Annotated in this window: 19 protein-coding genes and 2 pseudogenes; 11 read left to right on the top strand and 10 right to left on the bottom strand. The window is 60.1% G+C overall.

Annotated features, from left to right (window positions below):
* Window positions 1-3: 3 nt before the first annotated feature.
* The 4 genes from DMY87_RS16090 to DMY87_RS16075 all read right to left on the bottom strand — a co-directional run bounded on the left by DMY87_RS16090 (window position 4) and on the right by DMY87_RS16075 (window position 4162).
* A complete protein-coding gene (locus DMY87_RS16090; protein ID WP_110792670.1) occupies window positions 4-756 on the bottom strand; it encodes an ABC transporter ATP-binding protein in 753 nt (250 codons plus the stop codon).
* Window positions 750-1817 carry a FecCD family ABC transporter permease gene (locus tag DMY87_RS16085; RefSeq protein WP_110792669.1) on the bottom strand — a complete coding sequence of 356 codons (1068 nt, stop codon included), beginning with the start codon at window positions 1815-1817 and terminating at the stop codon, window positions 750-752. Before DMY87_RS16085 ends, DMY87_RS16090 begins: the two co-directional genes overlap by 7 nt.
* Window positions 1817-2950 carry an ABC transporter substrate-binding protein gene (locus DMY87_RS16080; RefSeq protein ID WP_110792668.1) on the bottom strand — a complete coding sequence of 378 codons (1134 nt, stop codon included), beginning with the start codon at window positions 2948-2950 and terminating at the stop codon, window positions 1817-1819. Before DMY87_RS16080 ends, DMY87_RS16085 begins: the two co-directional genes overlap by 1 nt.
* A 66-nt stretch (window positions 2951-3016) precedes the next feature.
* Complete coding sequence (locus DMY87_RS16075) at window positions 3017-4162, bottom strand: ABC transporter substrate-binding protein (RefSeq protein ID WP_110792667.1); 1146 nt, start codon at window positions 4160-4162, stop codon at window positions 3017-3019.
* Between the two features lie 109 nt (window positions 4163-4271).
* Here DMY87_RS16075 and DMY87_RS16070 point away from each other — a divergent pair, with 109 nt between their 5' ends.
* The 5 genes and pseudogenes from DMY87_RS16070 (at window position 4272) to DMY87_RS16050 (ending at window position 8462) form a co-directional block, all read left to right on the top strand.
* Window positions 4272-5075 (top strand): class I SAM-dependent methyltransferase, encoded by an 804-nt coding sequence (locus tag DMY87_RS16070; RefSeq protein ID WP_110792666.1) that lies wholly within the window; start codon window positions 4272-4274, stop codon window positions 5073-5075.
* 14 nt (window positions 5076-5089) lie between these two features.
* The gene (locus tag DMY87_RS24410; protein WP_110792665.1) at window positions 5090-5269 is read left to right on the top strand and encodes an AbrB family transcriptional regulator; all 180 of its coding nucleotides are present in this window, start codon (window positions 5090-5092) and stop codon (window positions 5267-5269) included.
* Window positions 5266-5669, top strand: a pseudogene (locus DMY87_RS16060) (type II toxin-antitoxin system VapC family toxin). Before DMY87_RS24410 ends, DMY87_RS16060 begins: the two are co-directional and overlap by 4 nt.
* Before the next feature lie 145 nt (window positions 5670-5814).
* Complete coding sequence (locus tag DMY87_RS16055) at window positions 5815-7335, top strand: aromatic amino acid ammonia-lyase (RefSeq protein WP_245408944.1); 1521 nt, start codon at window positions 5815-5817, stop codon at window positions 7333-7335.
* A 206-nt stretch (window positions 7336-7541) separates the two neighbouring features.
* Window positions 7542-8462 (top strand): sugar kinase, encoded by a 921-nt coding sequence (locus DMY87_RS16050; RefSeq protein WP_110792927.1) that lies wholly within the window; start codon window positions 7542-7544, stop codon window positions 8460-8462.
* A gap of 12 nt (window positions 8463-8474) precedes the next feature.
* On the opposite strand, the gene DMY87_RS24200 is transcribed toward DMY87_RS16050, so the two are convergent.
* On the bottom strand, window positions 8475-8630 hold the full coding sequence (locus DMY87_RS24200; protein ID WP_165826271.1) for a hypothetical protein: 156 nt from the start codon (window positions 8628-8630) through the stop codon (window positions 8475-8477).
* A 271-nt stretch (window positions 8631-8901) separates the two neighbouring features.
* On the opposite strand from DMY87_RS24200, the gene DMY87_RS16045 reads away from it, so the two are divergent.
* Window positions 8902-10011: a PAS domain-containing protein gene (locus tag DMY87_RS16045; protein ID WP_245408943.1), complete on the top strand. Its 1110-nt coding sequence runs from the start codon at window positions 8902-8904 to the stop codon at window positions 10009-10011.
* Between the two features lie 31 nt (window positions 10012-10042).
* Here DMY87_RS16045 and DMY87_RS16040 read toward each other — a convergent pair whose 3' ends face one another.
* Window positions 10043-10345, bottom strand: a complete 303-nt coding sequence (locus DMY87_RS16040) for a PepSY domain-containing protein (RefSeq protein ID WP_110792663.1) — start codon at window positions 10343-10345, stop codon at window positions 10043-10045.
* A 139-nt stretch (window positions 10346-10484) separates the two neighbouring features.
* A pseudogene (locus tag DMY87_RS16035) lies at window positions 10485-10731 on the bottom strand (helix-turn-helix domain-containing protein); the annotation flags it as partial.
* Window positions 10732-10916: 185 nt separating this feature from the next.
* On the opposite strand from DMY87_RS16035, the gene DMY87_RS16030 reads away from it, so the two are divergent.
* The 5 genes from DMY87_RS16030 to ggt all read left to right on the top strand — a co-directional run bounded on the left by DMY87_RS16030 (window position 10917) and on the right by ggt (window position 15643).
* Entirely contained in the window at window positions 10917-11588 is a 672-nt protein-coding gene (locus DMY87_RS16030; protein ID WP_110792661.1) for a GntR family transcriptional regulator, read from the top strand.
* A 92-nt stretch (window positions 11589-11680) separates the two neighbouring features.
* A complete protein-coding gene (locus DMY87_RS16025) occupies window positions 11681-12532 on the top strand; it encodes a transporter substrate-binding domain-containing protein (RefSeq protein WP_110792660.1) in 852 nt (283 codons plus the stop codon).
* A gap of 74 nt (window positions 12533-12606) precedes the next feature.
* Entirely contained in the window at window positions 12607-13320 is a 714-nt protein-coding gene (locus DMY87_RS16020; RefSeq protein WP_110792659.1) for an ABC transporter permease, read from the top strand.
* The gene (locus DMY87_RS16015) at window positions 13317-14009 is read left to right on the top strand and encodes an ABC transporter permease (protein ID WP_110792658.1); all 693 of its coding nucleotides are present in this window, start codon (window positions 13317-13319) and stop codon (window positions 14007-14009) included. Before DMY87_RS16020 ends, DMY87_RS16015 begins: the two co-directional genes overlap by 4 nt.
* A gap of 38 nt (window positions 14010-14047) precedes the next feature.
* Entirely contained in the window at window positions 14048-15643 is a 1596-nt protein-coding gene (gene ggt, locus DMY87_RS16010; protein ID WP_110792657.1) for a gamma-glutamyltransferase, read from the top strand.
* 140 nt (window positions 15644-15783) lie between these two features.
* Here the strand turns inward: ggt and DMY87_RS16005 are convergent, their stop codons facing one another.
* The 3 genes from DMY87_RS16005 to DMY87_RS15990 form a co-directional block, all read right to left on the bottom strand.
* Window positions 15784-16755 carry an acetylxylan esterase gene (locus tag DMY87_RS16005; RefSeq protein ID WP_110792656.1) on the bottom strand — a complete coding sequence of 324 codons (972 nt, stop codon included), beginning with the start codon at window positions 16753-16755 and terminating at the stop codon, window positions 15784-15786.
* 410 nt (window positions 16756-17165) lie between these two features.
* Entirely contained in the window at window positions 17166-17969 is an 804-nt protein-coding gene (locus tag DMY87_RS15995) for an ABC transporter permease (protein ID WP_110792654.1), read from the bottom strand.
* Window positions 17970-17971: 2 nt separating this feature from the next.
* On the bottom strand, window positions 17972-18862 hold the full coding sequence (locus tag DMY87_RS15990; RefSeq protein WP_110792653.1) for an ABC transporter permease subunit: 891 nt from the start codon (window positions 18860-18862) through the stop codon (window positions 17972-17974).
* Window positions 18863-18866 lie beyond the last annotated feature (4 nt).

Raw genomic sequence — 18866 nt, 5'->3', positions numbered from 1 at the left:
ACCTTATCCCAGCGCCGCATCCACAATCACCATCGGGCGTCCCTGGGTGCAGGCCTCGATCCGCGCTTCCACATGGTAGACCTCGCGCAGTAGGGCAGGGGTGATCACGTCGAGGGTTGCGCCGCTGACCACCAACCGACCATCGGCCACCACCAGTGCGTGGTCGCAGTAGCGGATGGCGTGGTTGAGATCATGCAGGGCGATCAGCACGGCGATACCCGTCTCCCGGGCAAGCGTGTGCATGAACTGCAGCACCTCGATCTGGCGGAAGAGATCAAGCGCCGAAGTCGGCTCGTCCATCAGCAGGATCTCCGGCTTTCGCACCAGGGCTTGCGCGATTGCCACCAGTTGGCGCTGTCCACCCGACAACTCGCCGAGATCGCGAAAGGCAAGATCCGTGATGCGCAAGGCTTCGAGGATCCGGTCGATCTCGACCAGTTCATCCTCGGCAACCTTCCAGCCGGAACCCTGTTTGGACGCGAGCAGCACGCTTTCATAGACGGTGAGAACGGCATTGGCGCCGGTGTCCTGCGGCATGTAACAGATTGGCCGCAGGCTTTCCTCTCCGCTCACATGCACGACGCCATCGCCTTTCAAAAGGCCGGCGATACGCTTGAACAGGGTGGACTTACCCGCCGCGTTGGGGCCAATCACCGCAGTCAGAGCGCCGCCTGATATGTCGGAGGTGGTGATCTCTGAAAAAACCCGATGGCGGCCATACTGGGCGCCGACGGCTTCGAGCCTGAGGGCTACCATGCGCGCCTCCTGTTGGTGAAGATGAGCGAGAAGAAGAAGGGAACCCCGACCAGTGCCGTGATCACGCCGATCGGCAGGATGGCGCCGGGGATCAGCATCTTCGAGACGACTGACGTGACGGATAGGAGCAGCGCGCCGCAGATCACCGAACCGGGCAAGAAGAAGCGCTGGTCTTCGCCCACCAGCATACGGGCGATATGGGGACCGACCAGGCCGATAAAGCCGATGGTACCGACAAAGGAAACCGGGATCGCGGCGAGAAGGCTGACCAGCATCATGGTCTCGAGCCGCAAACCCTTGACGTTGACGCCAAAGGAGGCGGCCTTGTCGTCACCAAGGCGAAGTGCCGTCAGCGCCCAGGCACGACGGGCAAACAGCGGAACGCAGAGGACGAGCACGGCGAAGGTGACGGCCACCTTCGGCCATGTCGCCTTGGTGAGCGAGCCCATGGTCCAGAAGACGACGGCCGCCAGCGCCTGTTCGGAGGCCAGATATTCGAGCAACGACAAAAGCGCGTTGAAGGTAAAGACAAGCGCAATACCGAGCAGAACGATCGTCTCGACCGTCACGCCCCTGAGCGTCGAAACGCTGTAGATGAACAGCGAGGCAAGCATGGCCATCAGGAAGGCATTGACCGGCACCATGTATTGCACGGCGGCGGGGAAGACCGCGACGCCGGCGACGAGACCAAGCGCGGCCCCGAAGCCAGCGGCGGCCGAAATGCCGAGTGTGAAAGGACTTGCGAGCGGATTGGCAAGGATGGTCTGCATCTGCGCGCCCGCCAAAGACAGACACGCCCCGACCGTCACCGCCATCAAGGCAATCGGCATGCGGATATCCCAGATGACGACGCGCAGCTGATTGCTGGCGCCGGCCGGGTTCCAGATCGTCGAGATGACATCGGAAAGGCTGTAACGCGCCGGGCCATAAGCCATGTCAACGGCGATGCTGACGAGCAAGGCCAGGACCAGCAAGCAGAGAATGCCCGTACGGCGTGCGGCAATGGCACGGTAGCGCGTGCGCCCCTCCGCCATATCAGCGCCTTGAATTGCGACCGCCATCAGTTCGTCTCCCCCTTCAGCGAGGCAAAGTATCCGGGCTTGTAATCGACCGGCAGGAATTTTTCGTGGAAGTCGCGGAAGGTCTGATCCGGATCAAGGTCGGCAAAGAGTTCCGGGTGGAACCACTTGGCGAACTGCTGGACCGCCACGAACTCGTAAGGCACGCCGTAGAACTGATGCCAGACGGCATGGACATTGCCGGTCTTCACCGCCTGCAGGTCGGAAAAGCCCGTGCGCGCCATCAGTGAGATGAGCTTCTGCCGGGCGGCCTGCGGATCGGCGCCGCGGCCAACATGGACGAACCGGTTCGTCTTGGACTCGGCTGCCCAGTTCGACCCGGTCGCGATGTAATGCTCCGGGTTTTCGACAATGAGCTGCTCAAGATTGAGGTCCCCGAAGGTGGTCTTGATCACGTCGGCCGCGATGTTGTGGCCACCGGCCTGCTCGACCATCTCACCAAAATTATAGGGCCCGAAACTGCGGCAACATCCGTTTTCCGCATCATTTCCCGGGGCCCGTTCGATGAAGACCTTGGGACGAACGAAAGCTGTCACCTTCGCCAGCCGATCGGTAACCCGTGCCAGTTGCTCGTGGCGATAGGAAATAAGATCCTTTGCCCTATCTTCGGCACCAAAGATCTGACCAAGGATGCGAATGCTGTTTTCACTGTTCTTCGTCGCATCGACGCGGAAATCGACATAGACGATGGCAATTCCAGCGGCGGCGGCCTTCTCCTCGATGCCGCTTTCGGCGGCTACCTTCTGAGCTTCGACGTTGAGCGTGATCACGTCGGGTGAAAGAGCGATTGCGGCTTCAAGGTCAAAGGTGTTGTTCGGCACGTAGCCGAAGCGGGGCAGGGAGGCGAGCGCCGGAAAGCGCTCCACATAAGCCTCATAGCTGTCCGGGTCCTTGGTCAGGAAGTCGTCGCGCCAGCCGACGATTTGGTCGACTAGGTGATCGCCGGTCAGCGCCGCGATGGTATGGATCTGCCGGGCCTCGCCAACGAGCACGCGCTTGGCCGGCAGGTCGATCTCGACCTTGCGGCCGGCAATGTCAGTGATTTCAGCGGCGAGCAGCGGTGAACCCAGAACGCTCGACAGGGCGATCAACGCCCCGAAAAACTTCGTCAGCATCAAAATTTCATCCTCGAAAGAAGACCGGCATCCCTGAATTCGGCGGGATGCCGGCCGCTTGACCGATCAGGATCCGGTCTTCAGCGAAGCGAAGTAGCCCGGCTTGTAGTCGACCGGCAGGAAACGGGTATGCAGTTCCTCGAAGGTCTTGTCGGCGTCGAGGTCCTTGAACAGATCCGGGTGCAGCCACTTGGCAATCTGCTGGATGGCAACGAACTGGTAGGGGCTGTTGTAGAACTGGTGCCAGATGGCGTGGACATTGCCGTCCTTGACCGCCTTGATGTCCGTAAAGGCCGGACGGGCCATCAGGTCAGCGAGCTTGCGCTCGGCTTCTGCCTTGTCGGCTCCTGGACCGACACCGACCCACTTGCCACCGGGGACATAGAGTTCCCAGTTGGAACCGGTCACGATGACCTGATCCGGGTTCGACGCGATGATCTGTTCCGGATTGACGTTACCAAAGGTGCCGGGAATGAAGTCCTTGGCCATGTTGATGCCGCCGGCGAGTTCGACCATCTTGCCGAAATTCTCATTGCCGAAGGACATGCAGCAATCGTCGGAATAGCCGCCAGCGCGTTCCATGAAGACAACCGGCTTCTTCAGATCCGACTGCTTGGCGAGCACGTCGGTGACGCGGGCGATCTGCTCGTCGTGGAACTTGACGAATTCCTCAGCGCGCTCTTCCTTGCCGAACAGCTTGCCGATGATGCGCATGGAATCATCCGTGTGCTCCATCGGCTTTTCTCGGAAGTCGATATAGACAAGCGGAATGCCGACGGCGGCGAGCTTCTCGATATAGCCGCTTTCTTCGGTCGCGGACTTGGCTTCCGTGTTCATGATGATGACGTCCGGCTTGAGCGTCACAGCCTGCTCGATGTCGAAGGTGCCGTCCTTCATGCCGCCGAAGGTCGGGATCTTTGCCATCTCCGGGAACTTCTGCAGATAGATGTTGTAACCATCGAGGTCAGCCTTCTTGAAGTCATCGCGCCACCCGACGACACGGCCGAAGGGCTTGTCCGTATCGAGCGCTGCGGTGAAGTAGATCTGCCGGCCTTCGCCGAGGATCACGCGCTCGACCGGAACGCTGACTTCGACCTCGCGGCCGGTGATATCCTTGATCTTCACGGTCTCGCCGGCGAAAGCGACACCCGAAAAAAGAACGAGCGAAATCGCGGCGGCGGAGGCCACCTTCTCCATCTTGAACACGGTCATATCTCCTGTTTGCGATTGTGCCGTGATCTACGTTTTTATGACTTTCCCAGTCAAGAAATATCTTTTAGAAGTGTTCCAACCTCGCGATCCATCTTGAAAGAGTCATTTGATGCAAGCCTTTAGCCCGCTTTCCAACCACGACCTGCGCGACGAGATCAAAGCGTACTGGTCGCGCCGCGCCGAAACTTTCGATGCGCAGCCCGGACATGAGATTTTTTCAGAAGATGAGCGGGCCGCCTGGCATGCGCTGCTGAGGAAACATCTGGGCAACGGAGAGGGCAGGGCGGCGCTCGACCTCGCTTGTGGCACGGCCGTGGTTTCACACCTGCTCGATGATCTGGGATTCCAGGTGACGGGGCTAGACTGGTCTGAGCCGATGCTGGAGCGGGCGCGTACGAAAGCAGCCACACGGGGACGCAAGATCCGCTTTCTCATGGGTGATGCGGAGCGGACCATGGAGCCGGACGCGTCCTACGACGTCATCACCAATCGGCATCTGGTCTGGACCCTTGTCGATCCGCTGTCCTGTTTCCACGAATGGCATCGGGTGTTGAAGCCCGGTGGCCGGCTTCTTGTCGTTGATGGCGACTTCGTCAACCCATCTGCTTTGACACGATTGCTGAAGCGGTTGGCAAGCCTCGCCTCTCATATCGGTCTGGCCCGGGATGCGCTTCATGGAGCACCCAATCCGGAGATGGCGGAAACCCATAACCGCATTCTCTCGGCCGTCTACTTTTCCGGTGGCGCCCGTTCGGACGCGGTCGCCGCCCTTCTGAGAGAAGCGGGCTTTACCAAGGTGACGATCGATACCGATATGGCGGCCATCCATCGCAGCCAGCGGAAGAATTTCTCGCTGCTTAAGGGGCTGGAGCGCGCGACCCAGCATCGTTTCGCCATCTGTGCGGAGAAGTGAGGCGACCAAGCTGCATGACTTTCATCGTGCCCGGCAGTGAAGTCGAGTTCCACCGCGCTAGCGACGGTAGCATCGTCCTGACACGAGCCGATGCACAGCCTACGAGAAGCCGGTTTGCACGTTTGCACGGGCATGCGGGGAAGGGGCTTTCCACCGACGAGATCATGGCGCTGACCCGGGGCGACGAGGCGTGATTCTTGTCGATACCAATGTCCTTCTCGACCTCGTGACCGGCGATCCGGTATGGGCGATGTGGTCGATTGAGCAGCTTGAAAGCGCTGCCATTAAAAGTCCTGTGCTGATTAACGACGTGATCTCTGCTGAACTCGCCGCCCGTTACGGCACCATAGAAAAACTCAACGCTTTCGCCGCAGACGCACGGTTGATCCATGTGTCCATGCCTAAGTCTGCCCTTTTTTTGCGGGTCAGCTATTCACGCGATACCGCAGGGCCGGCGGACAGCGAAGTGGGGTTCTTCCGGATTTCTTCATCGGCGCGCATGCTGCTGTCGAAGGCCTTTCACTTCTCACTCGAGATCCAGGTCGCTATCGACGCTACTTCCCAAAACTGCGTCTGATTTCGCCCGATATATAGTCGACGCTCACGTCTCGTCGTGTCGCGGCCAAGCCTAAAACCTGCGATTTTGGCCGCTCGCGTGGCGCAAGGTCCCTGTAGCATGGTGCAGCCATGCCATGCATTGCAGGCGACCATCCCCTTCCTTCCGGAGCCAGTCCCTTCTGTGACCCCTGTTCTTCTTGATGCAAAGCCACTCGATTTTGCCTCCCTCCACGCCATCGGCAGCGGCACGGTTCCCGTGTCGATCAGCCCCGAGGGCATGGCTCGCGTGCGCGAAGGCCGGCGGGGGTTGGAGGCGGCGATCGCCCGGGGAGAGACGATTTACGGCGCAAACACCGGTGTCGGCGCGATGAAGGACACCGACTGGAGCGAAAGCGAACTCGGGCAGTTCAATCTCGGCCTCGTTCACGCCCACCATTTCGGCACGGGTGCGCCATTTCCCCTTCCGACCATCCGCAAGGCGATCGCCATCCGCATCAACACCGCGCTGACGGGTTATTCCGGCTGCTCGCCGCAACTGGTTGAAGCCTTTGCGGCGCTGCTGGAAAAGGATGTGGTGCCGGTGGTTCGCCGTACCGGTTCCATCGGATGCGCCGATATCGGCTTGATGGGCCAGATCGGCTCAGTCCTGACCGGCGTTGGAGAGGTCTATTATCGCGGGCTCCGCCGCAAGACCTCGGACGTCTTTGCGGAACTCGGCATGACGCCGATCAAGCTTGCGCCGCGCGACGCGCTGGCCTCGCTGTCGGTGAATGGCGTGGGGTATGCCGCAAGTGCCGTTGCGGTACGCGATGCAGCGCGCGTGTTGCGGGTGCTTATGGCGACGGCCCTCATGTCCTCGGCCACACTTGGCGCCGCGCGCGCGCCCTGGCGCTCCGCCATAACCGTTGGCTGCAACACGCAGTCCGACGTCGGACGCTGGCTGACGGAAACCTCGGCCAACTGGCACTGGCACGATGCCTCCCATGTCCAGGACCCGTTGAGCCTGCGCATGCTGCCACAGATCTTCGGCGTCGCCATTGCCGAAATCTCGCGGATCGGTGCAGTCATCCTGAAGGCAACCGGTCGCAGCGACGACAATCCTGTGGTGGTCGATGGCGAGGTGCTGACATCGGGCGGATCACTACCGCTCGAGGTGGCGATTGCCATGCAGGCGGGCCAACTGGTGATCGCCCATGTCGCCCGCAACGTCTTCAACCGCTGCGTCCTCCTGGCCAATGGCGGCCGACGTGACCTGCCCGTCAATCTGGTGCCGGGCGGTGCGGTCGCGACCGGCTTCGGCCCGGCCCTGAAACTGGTCGGGGACCTCTACATGCGGGTGATGTCGATGACGGCGGCGCTTTCCCCGCAGTCGCTCGTCGTTGCCGGCGGGATAGAAGACGAAGCCGCGTTCCTGCCTCTGATCGTCGAACGGTTCGAGCGTCAGGTGGAAGCGCTGAAGCGCATGGCCGCACTCGAAGCTCTCTTTGCAGCGCAAGGCAACGACATTCTCGGGGACCACCCCAAAGGCATTGCCAGCCTGTTGCAGGAGGTAACGCGGGCTCACTCCGCCTTCTACCGCTCGGATCGACCGCTGTCTTCGGAAGTGGAGGCCCTGGAAGAGGATCTCGCCGCCCATTCCACCATGTCACGCATCGTGTCTGCAGCCCCGCTGCCTTTCTTCGACAGCTTTTTTGCCCTCTAGTTTCCAACTGTTTCGTGGCCGATGCTGTGCCTCGTCCGTTTCGGCATAGCCGGTTGAACATATGGGTTGAGCACCATTCACGCTGCGCTCGCCCTGCCTGCAATTTGACATCGACAGACCAGCAAATATGCGATCAGCGCGAATTGCTGTCGACGGCGGCCAGCGTGCGCATTATCACCGGACGCAAGGCACAGGAGGAGCAAGACATGGGACGGATCGTCGCGATTGGCGAATGCATGGGTGAGCTTTCGGAGACGGGCGAGCCGGGTTTGCTATCGATGGGTTTTGCCGGCGACACCCTGAACACAGCCTGGTATCTGAGACGCAGGCTCGGGACCGACTGGCAGATCGATTATCTGACAGCCGTGGGAACGGACACCCTTTCCGGACGACTGCTGGACTTTTTGGCGGGCGAGGAGATTGGAACGGCGCATGTGCAGCGCCTGTCCGACAAAACAATTGGTCTCTACCACATCAGCCTCAAGGACGGAGAACGCAGCTTCACCTATTGGCGCAATGACAGTGCCGCGCGGCGACTGGCACGCGATCCGGCGCTCGTCGACAAGGCGCTCCAGGGAGCCGATATCGCCTATTGGTCCGGCATCACGCTTGCCATCCTGCCCCCGGAAGATCGTGCATCGATGATCGAGGTCCTTTCGCAATTTGCCCGGCGCGGCGGTCAAGTGATGTTCGACCCCAATCTTCGTCCTCGTCTTTGGGACAGTGCAGACACTATGCGCAGTTGGATCCATCGGGCCGCTGCAGTGAGCGATCTTTGTTTTCCGTCCTTCGATGACGAGGCATCGCATTTCGGAGATGCGAGCCCGGCAGCCACCGCCGAACGCTATCGCCAGCATGGTGCTGCCCGCGTCGTGGTCAAGAACGGACCCGGTGACATCACTCTTGTTCATGCGGCGGGAGATTTGGAAACGGTCGCCGTTCCGGCCGCAGCGTCAATCGTCGATACGACCGCTGCAGGCGACAGCTTCAACGCCGGCTATCTTGCAGCCGAGCTTTCGGGCGAGACGATGCGGAGCGCTGTCCAGGCCGGGGCCGCATTGGCCGGCAGGGTCATCGGCGCGCGCGGCGCGCTGGTTCCCCAGGCGGTCCAGGTGGACGACAAGTGATCAGGTCTGCACTCAACCACCGAAGATGGTGAAGTAGCCCCAGGCCGCGATGAAGGCGATGACGACGCCTGCCCAGATCATCCCTTTGCGAAGGGTCGGGGAGACCGTTTTCTTCGGCTTCGGCGCCTTGGGCTCCGGTGGGCGCTCGAACTTGATGACGTTCGACATTCCATTCTCTCTCAAAGACGACGCAGCTTTTCGACAACCTGACTGTCGCACTCCTGCCATGATGAAGGCTCCATCACAAGTGTCGGATCCCACTCTTCGCAATGAAGAGAAGGCAACGCATCTACACTATGCCCGAGTTGGAATATCTGTGTTGCATGAAATGCAGGCTCATCAACGTGGCAAAGGGCTTGCCGCCACAATTGGGCCGCGCTAGCAGTTTTAGCTGCAAATCCTGCAAAGATCCTTTGTCCCTCGGACGGGGAAGTAAAACATGAATGCCAACCCTTTCGAAATGCTTTCCCAATTTGCCTCCGAAACCGGGATTACCAGAGACGGCGGGCAGCCGGACAACTGGAACACTACAACGCTCGCCCGCGACGCTGTCGTAACCCATTATTTGAAGTTGGCTGAAGACCGCGGCACCGTGGGATTCTGGTCCTGTGACACCGTGACCGGCGCCTGCTGCCCAAGTTCGGGACTTTTGCGATTGCTGGGGCTGGAGCCGACGGCGCATTTTCGGATTGCCGAATTTGGCGACTTCGCCCACCCGGAGGATCGGTCGCAGGCCGAAAACATCTGGCTGATGATCCGCAGCGGCATCCCGGTTGAACGCAGATTCCGGATTGTCCGAGCAGACCGTACCGTGCGCTGGATCGACTTTCGCTCGGAAGTTGTTCTTGACGACAATCAGCAACCGAGTCGAGCCGTGGGCATTGTCATCGACATGACCGCGCAGCACGAGAGCCGGGAGACAATCGAAGATACGCTCGGGCGATATCGTGCACTGGTCAATTCTCTGGCCACGATGGAATGGCGCGCGACGGCTGATGGCGTACCCATCTATTCCCAGGGTTGGACGGCACTCACCGGACAGCTGGAAATTCATGTTGCCCGCGGCGCCTGGATGGACGTTATACATCCCGAGGATCGGGAGCGTGTCGCAGCCGCCTGGGGGCAGGCGGTCAGAACGCTTTCGCCTTATATGGTCAATCTTCGCCTGCTGCGCGCGAATGGCGATTATGAGTGGTTTCACAGCCGAGCCGTGCCGATCATCAAGAAGGGTGGACGGTCGCATGAGTGGCTGGGGATCATCATGTTGCATGACGACCTCACCAATCACGGCCTTCCGACACAGAACGACTGGCATGACCTCACCCCCATGCAGATCCGGGCAGCCCGTGCGATGCTGCAGTGGACGCTTGGTGACCTGTCCGCTCTGTCAGGCATCTCCGTCTCGTCGATCCGCCGCATCGAGGCTGAAGGCGAAAGGTCGACACGTCCCGCGTCGATCAATGCGATCCGCAAGGCATTCGAAGATCACGGCCTGAGCTTCGGCGACGGAAACAGGGTATGCTTCCAGAATGCGGATTCCCGGATATGACGACGGCCACGTCCGGCTGGATACCCAATGCTCAATGAGACCCCTGGGCCGAGAACGCCGCGGCTTTAGTCGCGCCGCTCTTGACTTCGATCGCGCGGAAACTGTGCGGGTCGAAATGGGCGATCACCCGGCGCCCGGTGCCATCGGTGGCAGCGGCTTCGTAACACCCATCCTCGGCCTTGATCGACCTTACCGTCCAGCCATGATCTTCCAGCTGCGCCTTCAACGCTTCGCGCGGCCGCCATTCTGACAGTGGAATCTCGCACCCCTCGGCAGCCGAAACGACGTCGCCTGCACCGGCAAGAAAACACAACGTCACAAGAAGATGTCGCACAGCGGGGTCCTTGTCCTAAGGTTCGGACAGACCATGCGTATGAAACCTGACGCACAGCTGAACCTTGGGCGCCTTCAGTGACAGTTGCAGGAGAGTGGCTTTGCCCTTGAGACAATTGGCCGAAGACTTGTTCCGCAACGTTCCGCCGCGAGAGCGCTTTCTTCCGCCTTGCAGTCACCGCCAGATCATTGGCAAGGGTGCAGTCGTAGCCGTCGTGGTCAGGCAGCTCGCGTTCCGTGGAACGTGTTGCGCTTCATCTCACGACAGACCGTCGAGCGATGACTTCCAAGAAGACGCGCTATCTCATTGACGGGCAGTTTCGCTGCAATCAGCTGATGAAGCCGTCTGCGTTCATCGAGGTCAATATGGGAGTAGGTGCGTTCCATTGCATTCTCCTTGCGAGTGACAACCCATTGGTATCATTCGCAAGTCGCACTTCATCCTTGCCCCCCGCTACCCGAATATGTCACGTAATCTATCTTATGGAACTTTCATCAAAAAATTAAAACCCGCTTGACGGCATTCAAACAAGGTGATTGTATGATTGGATACAAAAATTCAGTGAGACAAGATGTCAGGGTCTTTTGCCAGCAACACGCAATTTGCTTCAACAGCTGAGCAGGAAGCCTATCTCCATCTTCAGAAGGCGCTCCGCCTCGGCCGCTACAAGCCCGGCGACCGATTGATTCCGGAGGAGATCGCGGCGGAAATCGGCATGAGCCGCATGCCGGTTCGAGAAGCGTTTCGACGACTGTCAGCCGATGGACTCGTCACCTTGCGGCCCAATCGCGGATGCGTCGTTGCCGGTCTTACACTTCAGGAGATCCATGAGACGTTCGAGATTCGCTCCGTCTTGGAGGGCCTCGCAGTCAGGCTCGCCATGCCGCGAATGAATGCCGAGATCTTTGAAGAGCTGGAACGACTGCTCGATAGAATGGAGCGCGACGGACAGTCGGGTAGCGGAGATTGGGTGTCCAGACACCAGCAATTCCACGCTCTGATCTTCAATCTCAGCGAACGGCCCAAGCTCATCCGTCAGATCACCGCGCTGCATGTGGTGATCGAACCCTATATGCGCATCTGGTTCGACTATGTGAACAAGCCACTGTCCGCGCGCGAGGAGCACCAGACGCTGATCGATGCCCTGCGTTCCGGTGATCCGGAGCATGCAGAGGCGGTGATGCGCGAACATATCATTGCGACGCCGAGCCTGCTGGCAGAATACGCCAGTCCAGGCCGCTAGCATCATGTCAGAAATTGCCCGTAGCCGGAGGCACATCCGGCACGGGTGGGGAACCGCCGTACTCCACGGCTCAACAACGAAGAGGAAAAGTCATGACGATCCGTCGCATGGCAGCCGTTGCGGCTGCCCTAACCACACTCGCTTTCGGCACTGTCGCGTTTGCCGAAAGCGCGCCGACCGAGATCAAGATTGCCACGGAAGGCGCCTACGCGCCCTGGAACTTCACCAATGCGAACGGTGAGCTGGACGGTCTCGAGATCGAGCTTGCCAACGATCTCTGCGCCCGCATGAAGATCAAATGCACCATTGTCGCGCAGGATTGGGATGGCCTGATCCCCTCGCTGACCGTCGGCAAGTTCGACGTCATCATGGCTGGCATGTTCATCACGCCGAAGCGTCTGGAGACCATCGATTTTACGCAGCCCTATGCGGTTGATCCCGGTGGTTTTGCCGTGGCCAAGGACAGCGAACTTGGAAAGCTCGGCCTCTCCGCAGAGCGCTTCGACATGAGCAATGAAGCCGAAGCGACTGCCGCCATCGACAAGCTGAAGCCCTTGCTGAAGGGTAAGGTCGTCGGCGTCCAGGCGGCGACCACCATGCTGGACTTCGTCAAGAAGTACTTCGGCGACACCGTCGAGATCCGCGAATACAAGACGACCGAGCAGCACGACCTCGACCTGGCGGCCGGCCGCATCGATGCAATCTTCGCCCAGCAGACGGCACTTGCGGCCACGCTCGCCAAGCCGGAGTTTGCCGACTACACGATTGCCGGCCCCGGTTTTGTTGGCGGTCTCTTCGGCATGGGCACCGGGGCGGGCCTGCGCAAGGAAGATACCAAGCTCAAGGACATGCTCAACGCCGCAATCGACTCGGCCATCGCCGATGGAACGATCAAGCGCATCTCCGAAAAGTGGGTTGGTACCGACGTCACCCCAGTCAAGTAACCAAGGCGGACCAGATGCGGCCGGAGTTCTTGGCAACTCCGGCCGCATGAATGAGTGAAAGGGGTTTCGCCCGCATGCTTGAAAAAATGTATTTGCTCGGTTTCGCCGAAGGCGGCTGGGGGACTGCCCTGCTCGGTGCGGCCGCGGTGACCCTTTTTCTGTCGGTACTGGGCTTTCTGCTCGGAGCGGTCTTCGGTGCCCTTGGCGCCAGCGGCGGACTGTCCTCCACGCGGATCCCGAGATCGCTCGCCTCGGCCTATGGCACCATCTTTCGCGGCGTCCCGGATCTCCTAACCATTTACCTGTTCTATTACGGTGGCAGCGTTGCCCTGACGGCCATTGCCCGAAGCTTTGGCTCCGAAGATTTTGTCGGCCTGCCCTCGCTCGCGACCGGTATCCTGGCCATGGGCATCATCTCAGGAGCCTATCAGGCCGAAGTCTATCGCGGCGCCTATCTCGCCGTTGAACCCGGACAGTTTGATGCTGCCAAGGCGCTTGCTTTGTCGAGAATGCAGATGCTCCGCTTCGTCATCATCCCGCAACTTCTGCGCCATGCGATCCCCGGCCTCAGCAATGTCTGGCAGCTGGTGCTGAAGGATTCGGCCCTGATCTCCGTCATCGGCCTCGTCGAACTGATGCGCCAGGCCCAGGTCGCTGCCGGTTCCACCCGCGAACCCTTCCTCTTCTATCTCGCTGCAGCCAGCCTGTATTTCGTGATCGCCGGGATCACCGGCCAGGTGTTCCGCGTCGCTGAGGATCGCGCATCCCGGGGGCTCGCCCACCGATGATCGACTTTGGCTTCTTTATCCAGATCATCCCGCAGCTCTTGTCCGGCCTGCCGCTGACACTGAAGCTCGCCGGCACATCCGTCCTCTTGGGATTTGGCCTCGCGCTCGTCCTGGCACTTGCCCAACAGGGTGAGCACAAACTGGCCGTCTGGCCGATCCGCACCTTCGTCGCAGTCTTTCGCGGAACACCGCTGCTGGTCCAGATCTTCCTGATCTATTACGGCCTTGGCCAGTTCCGCCCATCCCTTCAGGCGATCGGCCTTTGGGGGCTTTTCCGCGAACCTTACTGGTGCGCGATCCTGGCTCTGACGCTCAATACGGGAGCCTATGGCAGCGAGATCCTGCGTGGTGCGATCAAGAACGTTCCCCGCGGGCTGGGAGAAGCAGCACAGGCGCTGGGCATGTCACGTCTTCTGACACTTCGACTGGTCGTTCTCCCAATCGCGTTCCGCCAGGCTATTCCAGCCTATGGCAATGAAATCATCCTGATGGTGAAGGGCACCTCACTCGCCTCGATCATCACCCTTCTGGAGGTCACAGGCATTGCCCGGAACCTGATCTCCGAGAGCTACCGCGCCATCGAGGTCTTCATGGCAGCCGGCGCGATCTACCTGTTCCTGAACTTCCTGATCGTCCGGGCAATTGCCGCTCTCGAGGTCAGGCTGACCCCATACCGGTCCCGCAGCTGACGGGCGGTCAAAATGAGAATGCGAGGAGACTGACAAGGATGCGCAACTTCGAGAAGCCGACACGCTCGGTGGCCGTTTCGGCCAAGGCCATGGCCGCAACCTCCCACCCCTATGCCACGCTGACGGCAATCAACATCCTGCAGGCGGGCGGCAACGCCATAGACGCAGCGATTGCCGCTTGCGCCGTGCAATGCGTTGTCGAGCCCGGCTCCACCGGCATCGGTGGCGACTGCTTTGTGCTCTATGCACCGAAAGGCGGCGACGAGGTCATCGCCTATAACGGCTCCGGCCGTACACCGAAGGCGCTGACGGTCGACTGGTTCGAAGAGCGTGGCATGACGGAAGTCCCGCGCCAGTCCCCCTCCGCCGTCACCATCCCCGGCGCCATCGACGCATGGACTCGTTTGCATGCGGATCATGGGCGCCTGTCTCTCTCCGAAGTGTTTGCACCCGCCATCCGCTATGCGGAAGACGGTTATGCCATCACACCACGGGTCCATCGTGACTGGCAAAAGGAGGAGCAGCTACTGGCGGCGGACAAGGCAGCCGCAGAGATCTTCCTGCCGGGTGGACGCGCGCCACGCATCGGCGAGATGCACCGTCAGCCGAAACTGGCCGCCACGCTCCGCAAAATCGCAGCCGAAGGCCGTGACGGCTTTTATAAAGGCGCAGTCGCCGAAGACATGGTGGCGCATCTGAACGCCCATGGCGGCCTGCACACGCTTGAGGATTTTGCTGCGGCCAAGGGTGAATATGTCAGCCCGGTCACGACAACCTTCCGTGGCCGCACCATTCACGAATGCCCGCCCAACGGCCAAGGCATCATCGCGCTTCTCATCCTCAACATCCTCGCCTGCTTCGACACCAAGCTCGCACCGGCATCGCCGGATCGCCTGCATCTGGAAATCGAAGCAACCCGCCTCGCCTACGCAGCGCGTGACGCTTGGATCGCAGACCCGGCCAAGGCAGAGGTTCCGGTCGATGAACTGTTGTCGGAGCGCTTTGCCAAAGAGCTGGCGGACCAGATCGATCTGACGCGTGCCCTGACCGAACTGCCAGACTTCGAAATGCCGTTGCATCGCGACACCGTCTACATCTCGGTCGTCGACGAAGACCGCAATGCCGTGAGCTTCATCAACTCCATCTTCGACAGCTTCGGCACCGGTCTGGTGGCGCCCGAATCGGGCGTCATCCTGCACAATCGCGGCCAGAGCTTTTCCCTGAAACGCGGTCATCCCAATATGATCGCGCCTGAGAAACGGCCCCTGCACACGATCATTCCCGGCATGGTGACGCGCGATGGACGCACAGAAATGTCTTTCGGGGTCATGGGCGGCTATTATCAGGCCATGGGACACGCTCATCTGATTTCCAAGGTCTTCGACTACGACATGGACATGCAGGATGCGATCGACCTGCCCCGTCTGATGCCCATCGGTGGCAAGGACCCGCGCGTCGAGGTCGAACACACGCTGCCGCCGGAAACAGTGGCGGAACTCACCCGGCGCGGTTTCGAAATCGTCGCTGCCGAAGATCCGATCGGCGGCGCACAGGTCATCCGTATCGACTGGGAAAACGGCACACTCACGGGCGCGTCAGAATCCCGCAAGGATGGGATCGCCCTGGGATACTGAAAATATTCGCCAAGCGATCGGTTTCATCAAGCAAAACGCTGCGATCCGGAAAGGGTCGCAGCGTTTTTGCGATGGATTGACCGTAGATCTGATCGACTTTACCGGGGGCGGCAATGCTTCCCCGCTGTTCCGCCGAAACGTCACAGCATCTGAAAGAGTTGACCGAGCCATTTCATCTGCTTTCGCTCCTGATAGGCCTGTCCACCTTCGTGATTGTTGAAGTCGTATTCGACCATCTCCTTTTCACCGGCATAGGCATTGAATGCCGCATAGACGGTGGACGGCGGGCAGATCTCGTCCATCATGCCGACGGAGAAGAGAGCCTTCGCCTTGGCAAGGCGGCCAAAATTCACACAGTCGAAATAGGCGAGTGTCTCGAAGACCTTCGCATTCTTGTCGCGTTGCTGGGCGAGGAACTGCGCGATCTCGGTATAGGGCTCCCGAAAAGCCAACCGGACAGCACGCGGAAAGTCGCTGAGGAATGGCACATCCGGCATCGCGGCCTTGACCCGCATGTCGAGCCCGGCCGTGGCGATCGACATGCCCCCACCCTGACTGTCGCCGCAGACAGCGATGCGATCAGCGTCGATGAACGGCAAATCCACCATGGCGTCGATTGCCCGTACGCAATCTGTCAGCAGACGGCGATAGTAGTAATCGGCACGATCGAGCACACCGCGTGTCATGAAGCCTGGAAACGAAGCCGTCGACCCGACCGGATCCGGCGTATCGCCGGCGCTCCACACACTGCCCTGCCCACGCGTGTCCATCCGGAAATAGGCGTATCCGGAAGCAGCCCAATGCAACTGATCGTGTGGCTGGCCGCGGCCGCCGCCATAGCCGATATACTGGACCACCAGAGGCAGACGCCCTTCCCTCTGCGTCGGCAGGATCAGCCATCCCTTGATCGGATGCCCGCCGAAGCCGGGAAACGTCACGTCATAGGTTTCGATCACCTTCAACGACGTGTCGGCCTTGACGATCTCCACCTTTCCGCCGGCCGATCGAGCCTCCGAGAGGGTGGCGTTCCAGAACGCTTCAAAGTCATCCGGCATGATGACGCTGCTTCGATAGGCGCCCAGTTCTGGATGAACGAGATCGGAGATCGGCATATCTGGCTCCTTGGTCGGAAGATCATGAAAAGGTAGGGGCGAAAACCGGCAACTGGGGCCTCAGGGGACGGCGTGCATATCGGGGGGCCTTGGAACGAGCTGCTTGCAGCCTAGGTGAACCTGAAAGTCTGCTCCCGCTCCGCCCCAAACCTGCAAAAAGTGCCTCCGAGGCGATACACTTCGAGCAGACCGGCCGCAACGCCTTCGGTAGAAAGTCCACGCGCCTCAATGCTTTCAAGCAAAGCATCGGTCACGGTTTGCGGGATCCTTGAGTGCATGGTCACCGTATTGGCGCGCAGGCTTGACTGGTACGCTCCGAGGTCCGCTGTTTGTGGTTTGGCGCCCCACGAATTCATGGCGCCGCCCGGTCGCACAAAGTCTCTGATGGCGCGCCTTCATCCGGGCCATCATCAATGCCCCCGCAAAGACGTTTCGGACTTTCGGGTCGTCACTGCAGCGACGAGAAGCCCGAATGCGACGACGCCGAGGATCATGGTCGACACCGCATTGATCTCAGGCGTTACGCCGAACTTGATCTGGGAATAAATCTTCATCGGTAGGGTCGATGCACCCGGTCCGGTCGTGAAGCTGGAGATGACGAGGTCATCCAAGGACAAGGTGAACGAGAGCAACCATGCAGACGCAAGGGCGGGAAGAATGTTGGGCAACGCCACTTTCAGGAACGCGATGACAGGGGGACATCCAAGATCCCTTGCCGCCTCTTCCAGAGACGGGTCAAGCTCGGCAAGCCGTGACTGCAGAACAACGGTGGCGAAACACATGGTGAAGGTGGCATGCGCGAGTGTGATGGTGAGCGGCCCTCTGTCGATACCGAGCGCGACGAACATCAAAAGCATCGACACCCCCAGGACCACCTCCGGCATCACCATAGGCGCCGCCAGAAGGCCCATAAAGATCTGTCGCCCGCCGAACCGTCGGATTCGGACCATCACCAGAGCCGCCAGAAGACCTAGCGCTGTCGCGATCGTCGCGGAGACCGCAGCAACCAGGAAGCTGACACGCGCGCCATCCAGCAGAGCCGCGTTGGAAAGAGCGGCCCCATACCACTGCGTCGAAAATCCGCCCCAGACTGTCACGAGCTTCGACTTGTTGAAGCTGAACACGATGAGGATGAGAATAGGCAGATAGAGGAACGACATGACGAGGAGGATCGAAAGTCGGTTGAAAAAGCTCGGACCACTCGAGTGGCTCATGGTCAGACCCTCATCTTGGAAAGACGCGATTGAAGAAACGTGATCGGAACGACGAGCAACAGGACAAGAAGCAACGTCACTGAGGCTGCGACCGGCCAGTCGCGATTGTTGAAGAACTCGATCCAGATCGTACGCCCAATCATCTGTGTGTCCGCACCTCCGAGGAGGTCGGGAACGACGAATTCGCCGACCACCGGAATGAAGACGAGAGCGCTCCCCGCAAAGACCCCGGATAGGCTGAGCGGAAAGGTCACGCGCCAGAATGCAGACAAGCGGCTGCATCCAAGATCGCGGGCCGCCTCTAGGAGAGAGTGGTCACGATCCGCAAGGTTCGAGTAGATCGGCAGCACCATGAACGGGAGGTAGGTGTAAACGATGCCGATATAGACGGCCGTCTGCGTGTTCAGGATCTGCAGGGGATGAGCGATGGCTCCGGATGACAGAAGTACGCTGTTGAGCAGACCGTCATTGCTGAGAATGGCCATCCATGCGTAGACGCGGATGAGCAAAGAACTCCAGAACGGCACGATAACCAGGAATACGAGGATCGAACGCCAGGGACGCCGGCAGCAGGAAATGCCGTAAGCCAGCGGATAGGCGATCAACAACGTGAGCAGCGTAGCGATTGCCGCCACTTTGAGACTGTTGACATAGGCCCGCGCATAGAGCCCGTCGCGGAGCACGAACTGAAGATTTTCAAAGTTGAGTTTGACGGAGAGCAGCGCGCCGTCCCAGGTGAACAACGGCTCGTAAGGTGGCATGCCCACACGCGTAGACGACAACGCAATGGCGAGCACCAGCAGCGTCGGCAGAAGGAACATGATCGACAGCCATAGAAACGGCGGACCGATCAAAAGTATCCGGCGCGGCAAAATTGATGTGAATGAAGTCATGCCC

This window comes from Peteryoungia wuzhouensis (assembly GCF_003205195.1).
Classification (GTDB): Bacteria; Pseudomonadota; Alphaproteobacteria; order Rhizobiales; family Rhizobiaceae; genus Allorhizobium; species Allorhizobium wuzhouense.
Note: the sequence above shows the minus strand (reverse complement) of the source record. Positions and strands in the feature narration are given on the sequence as shown.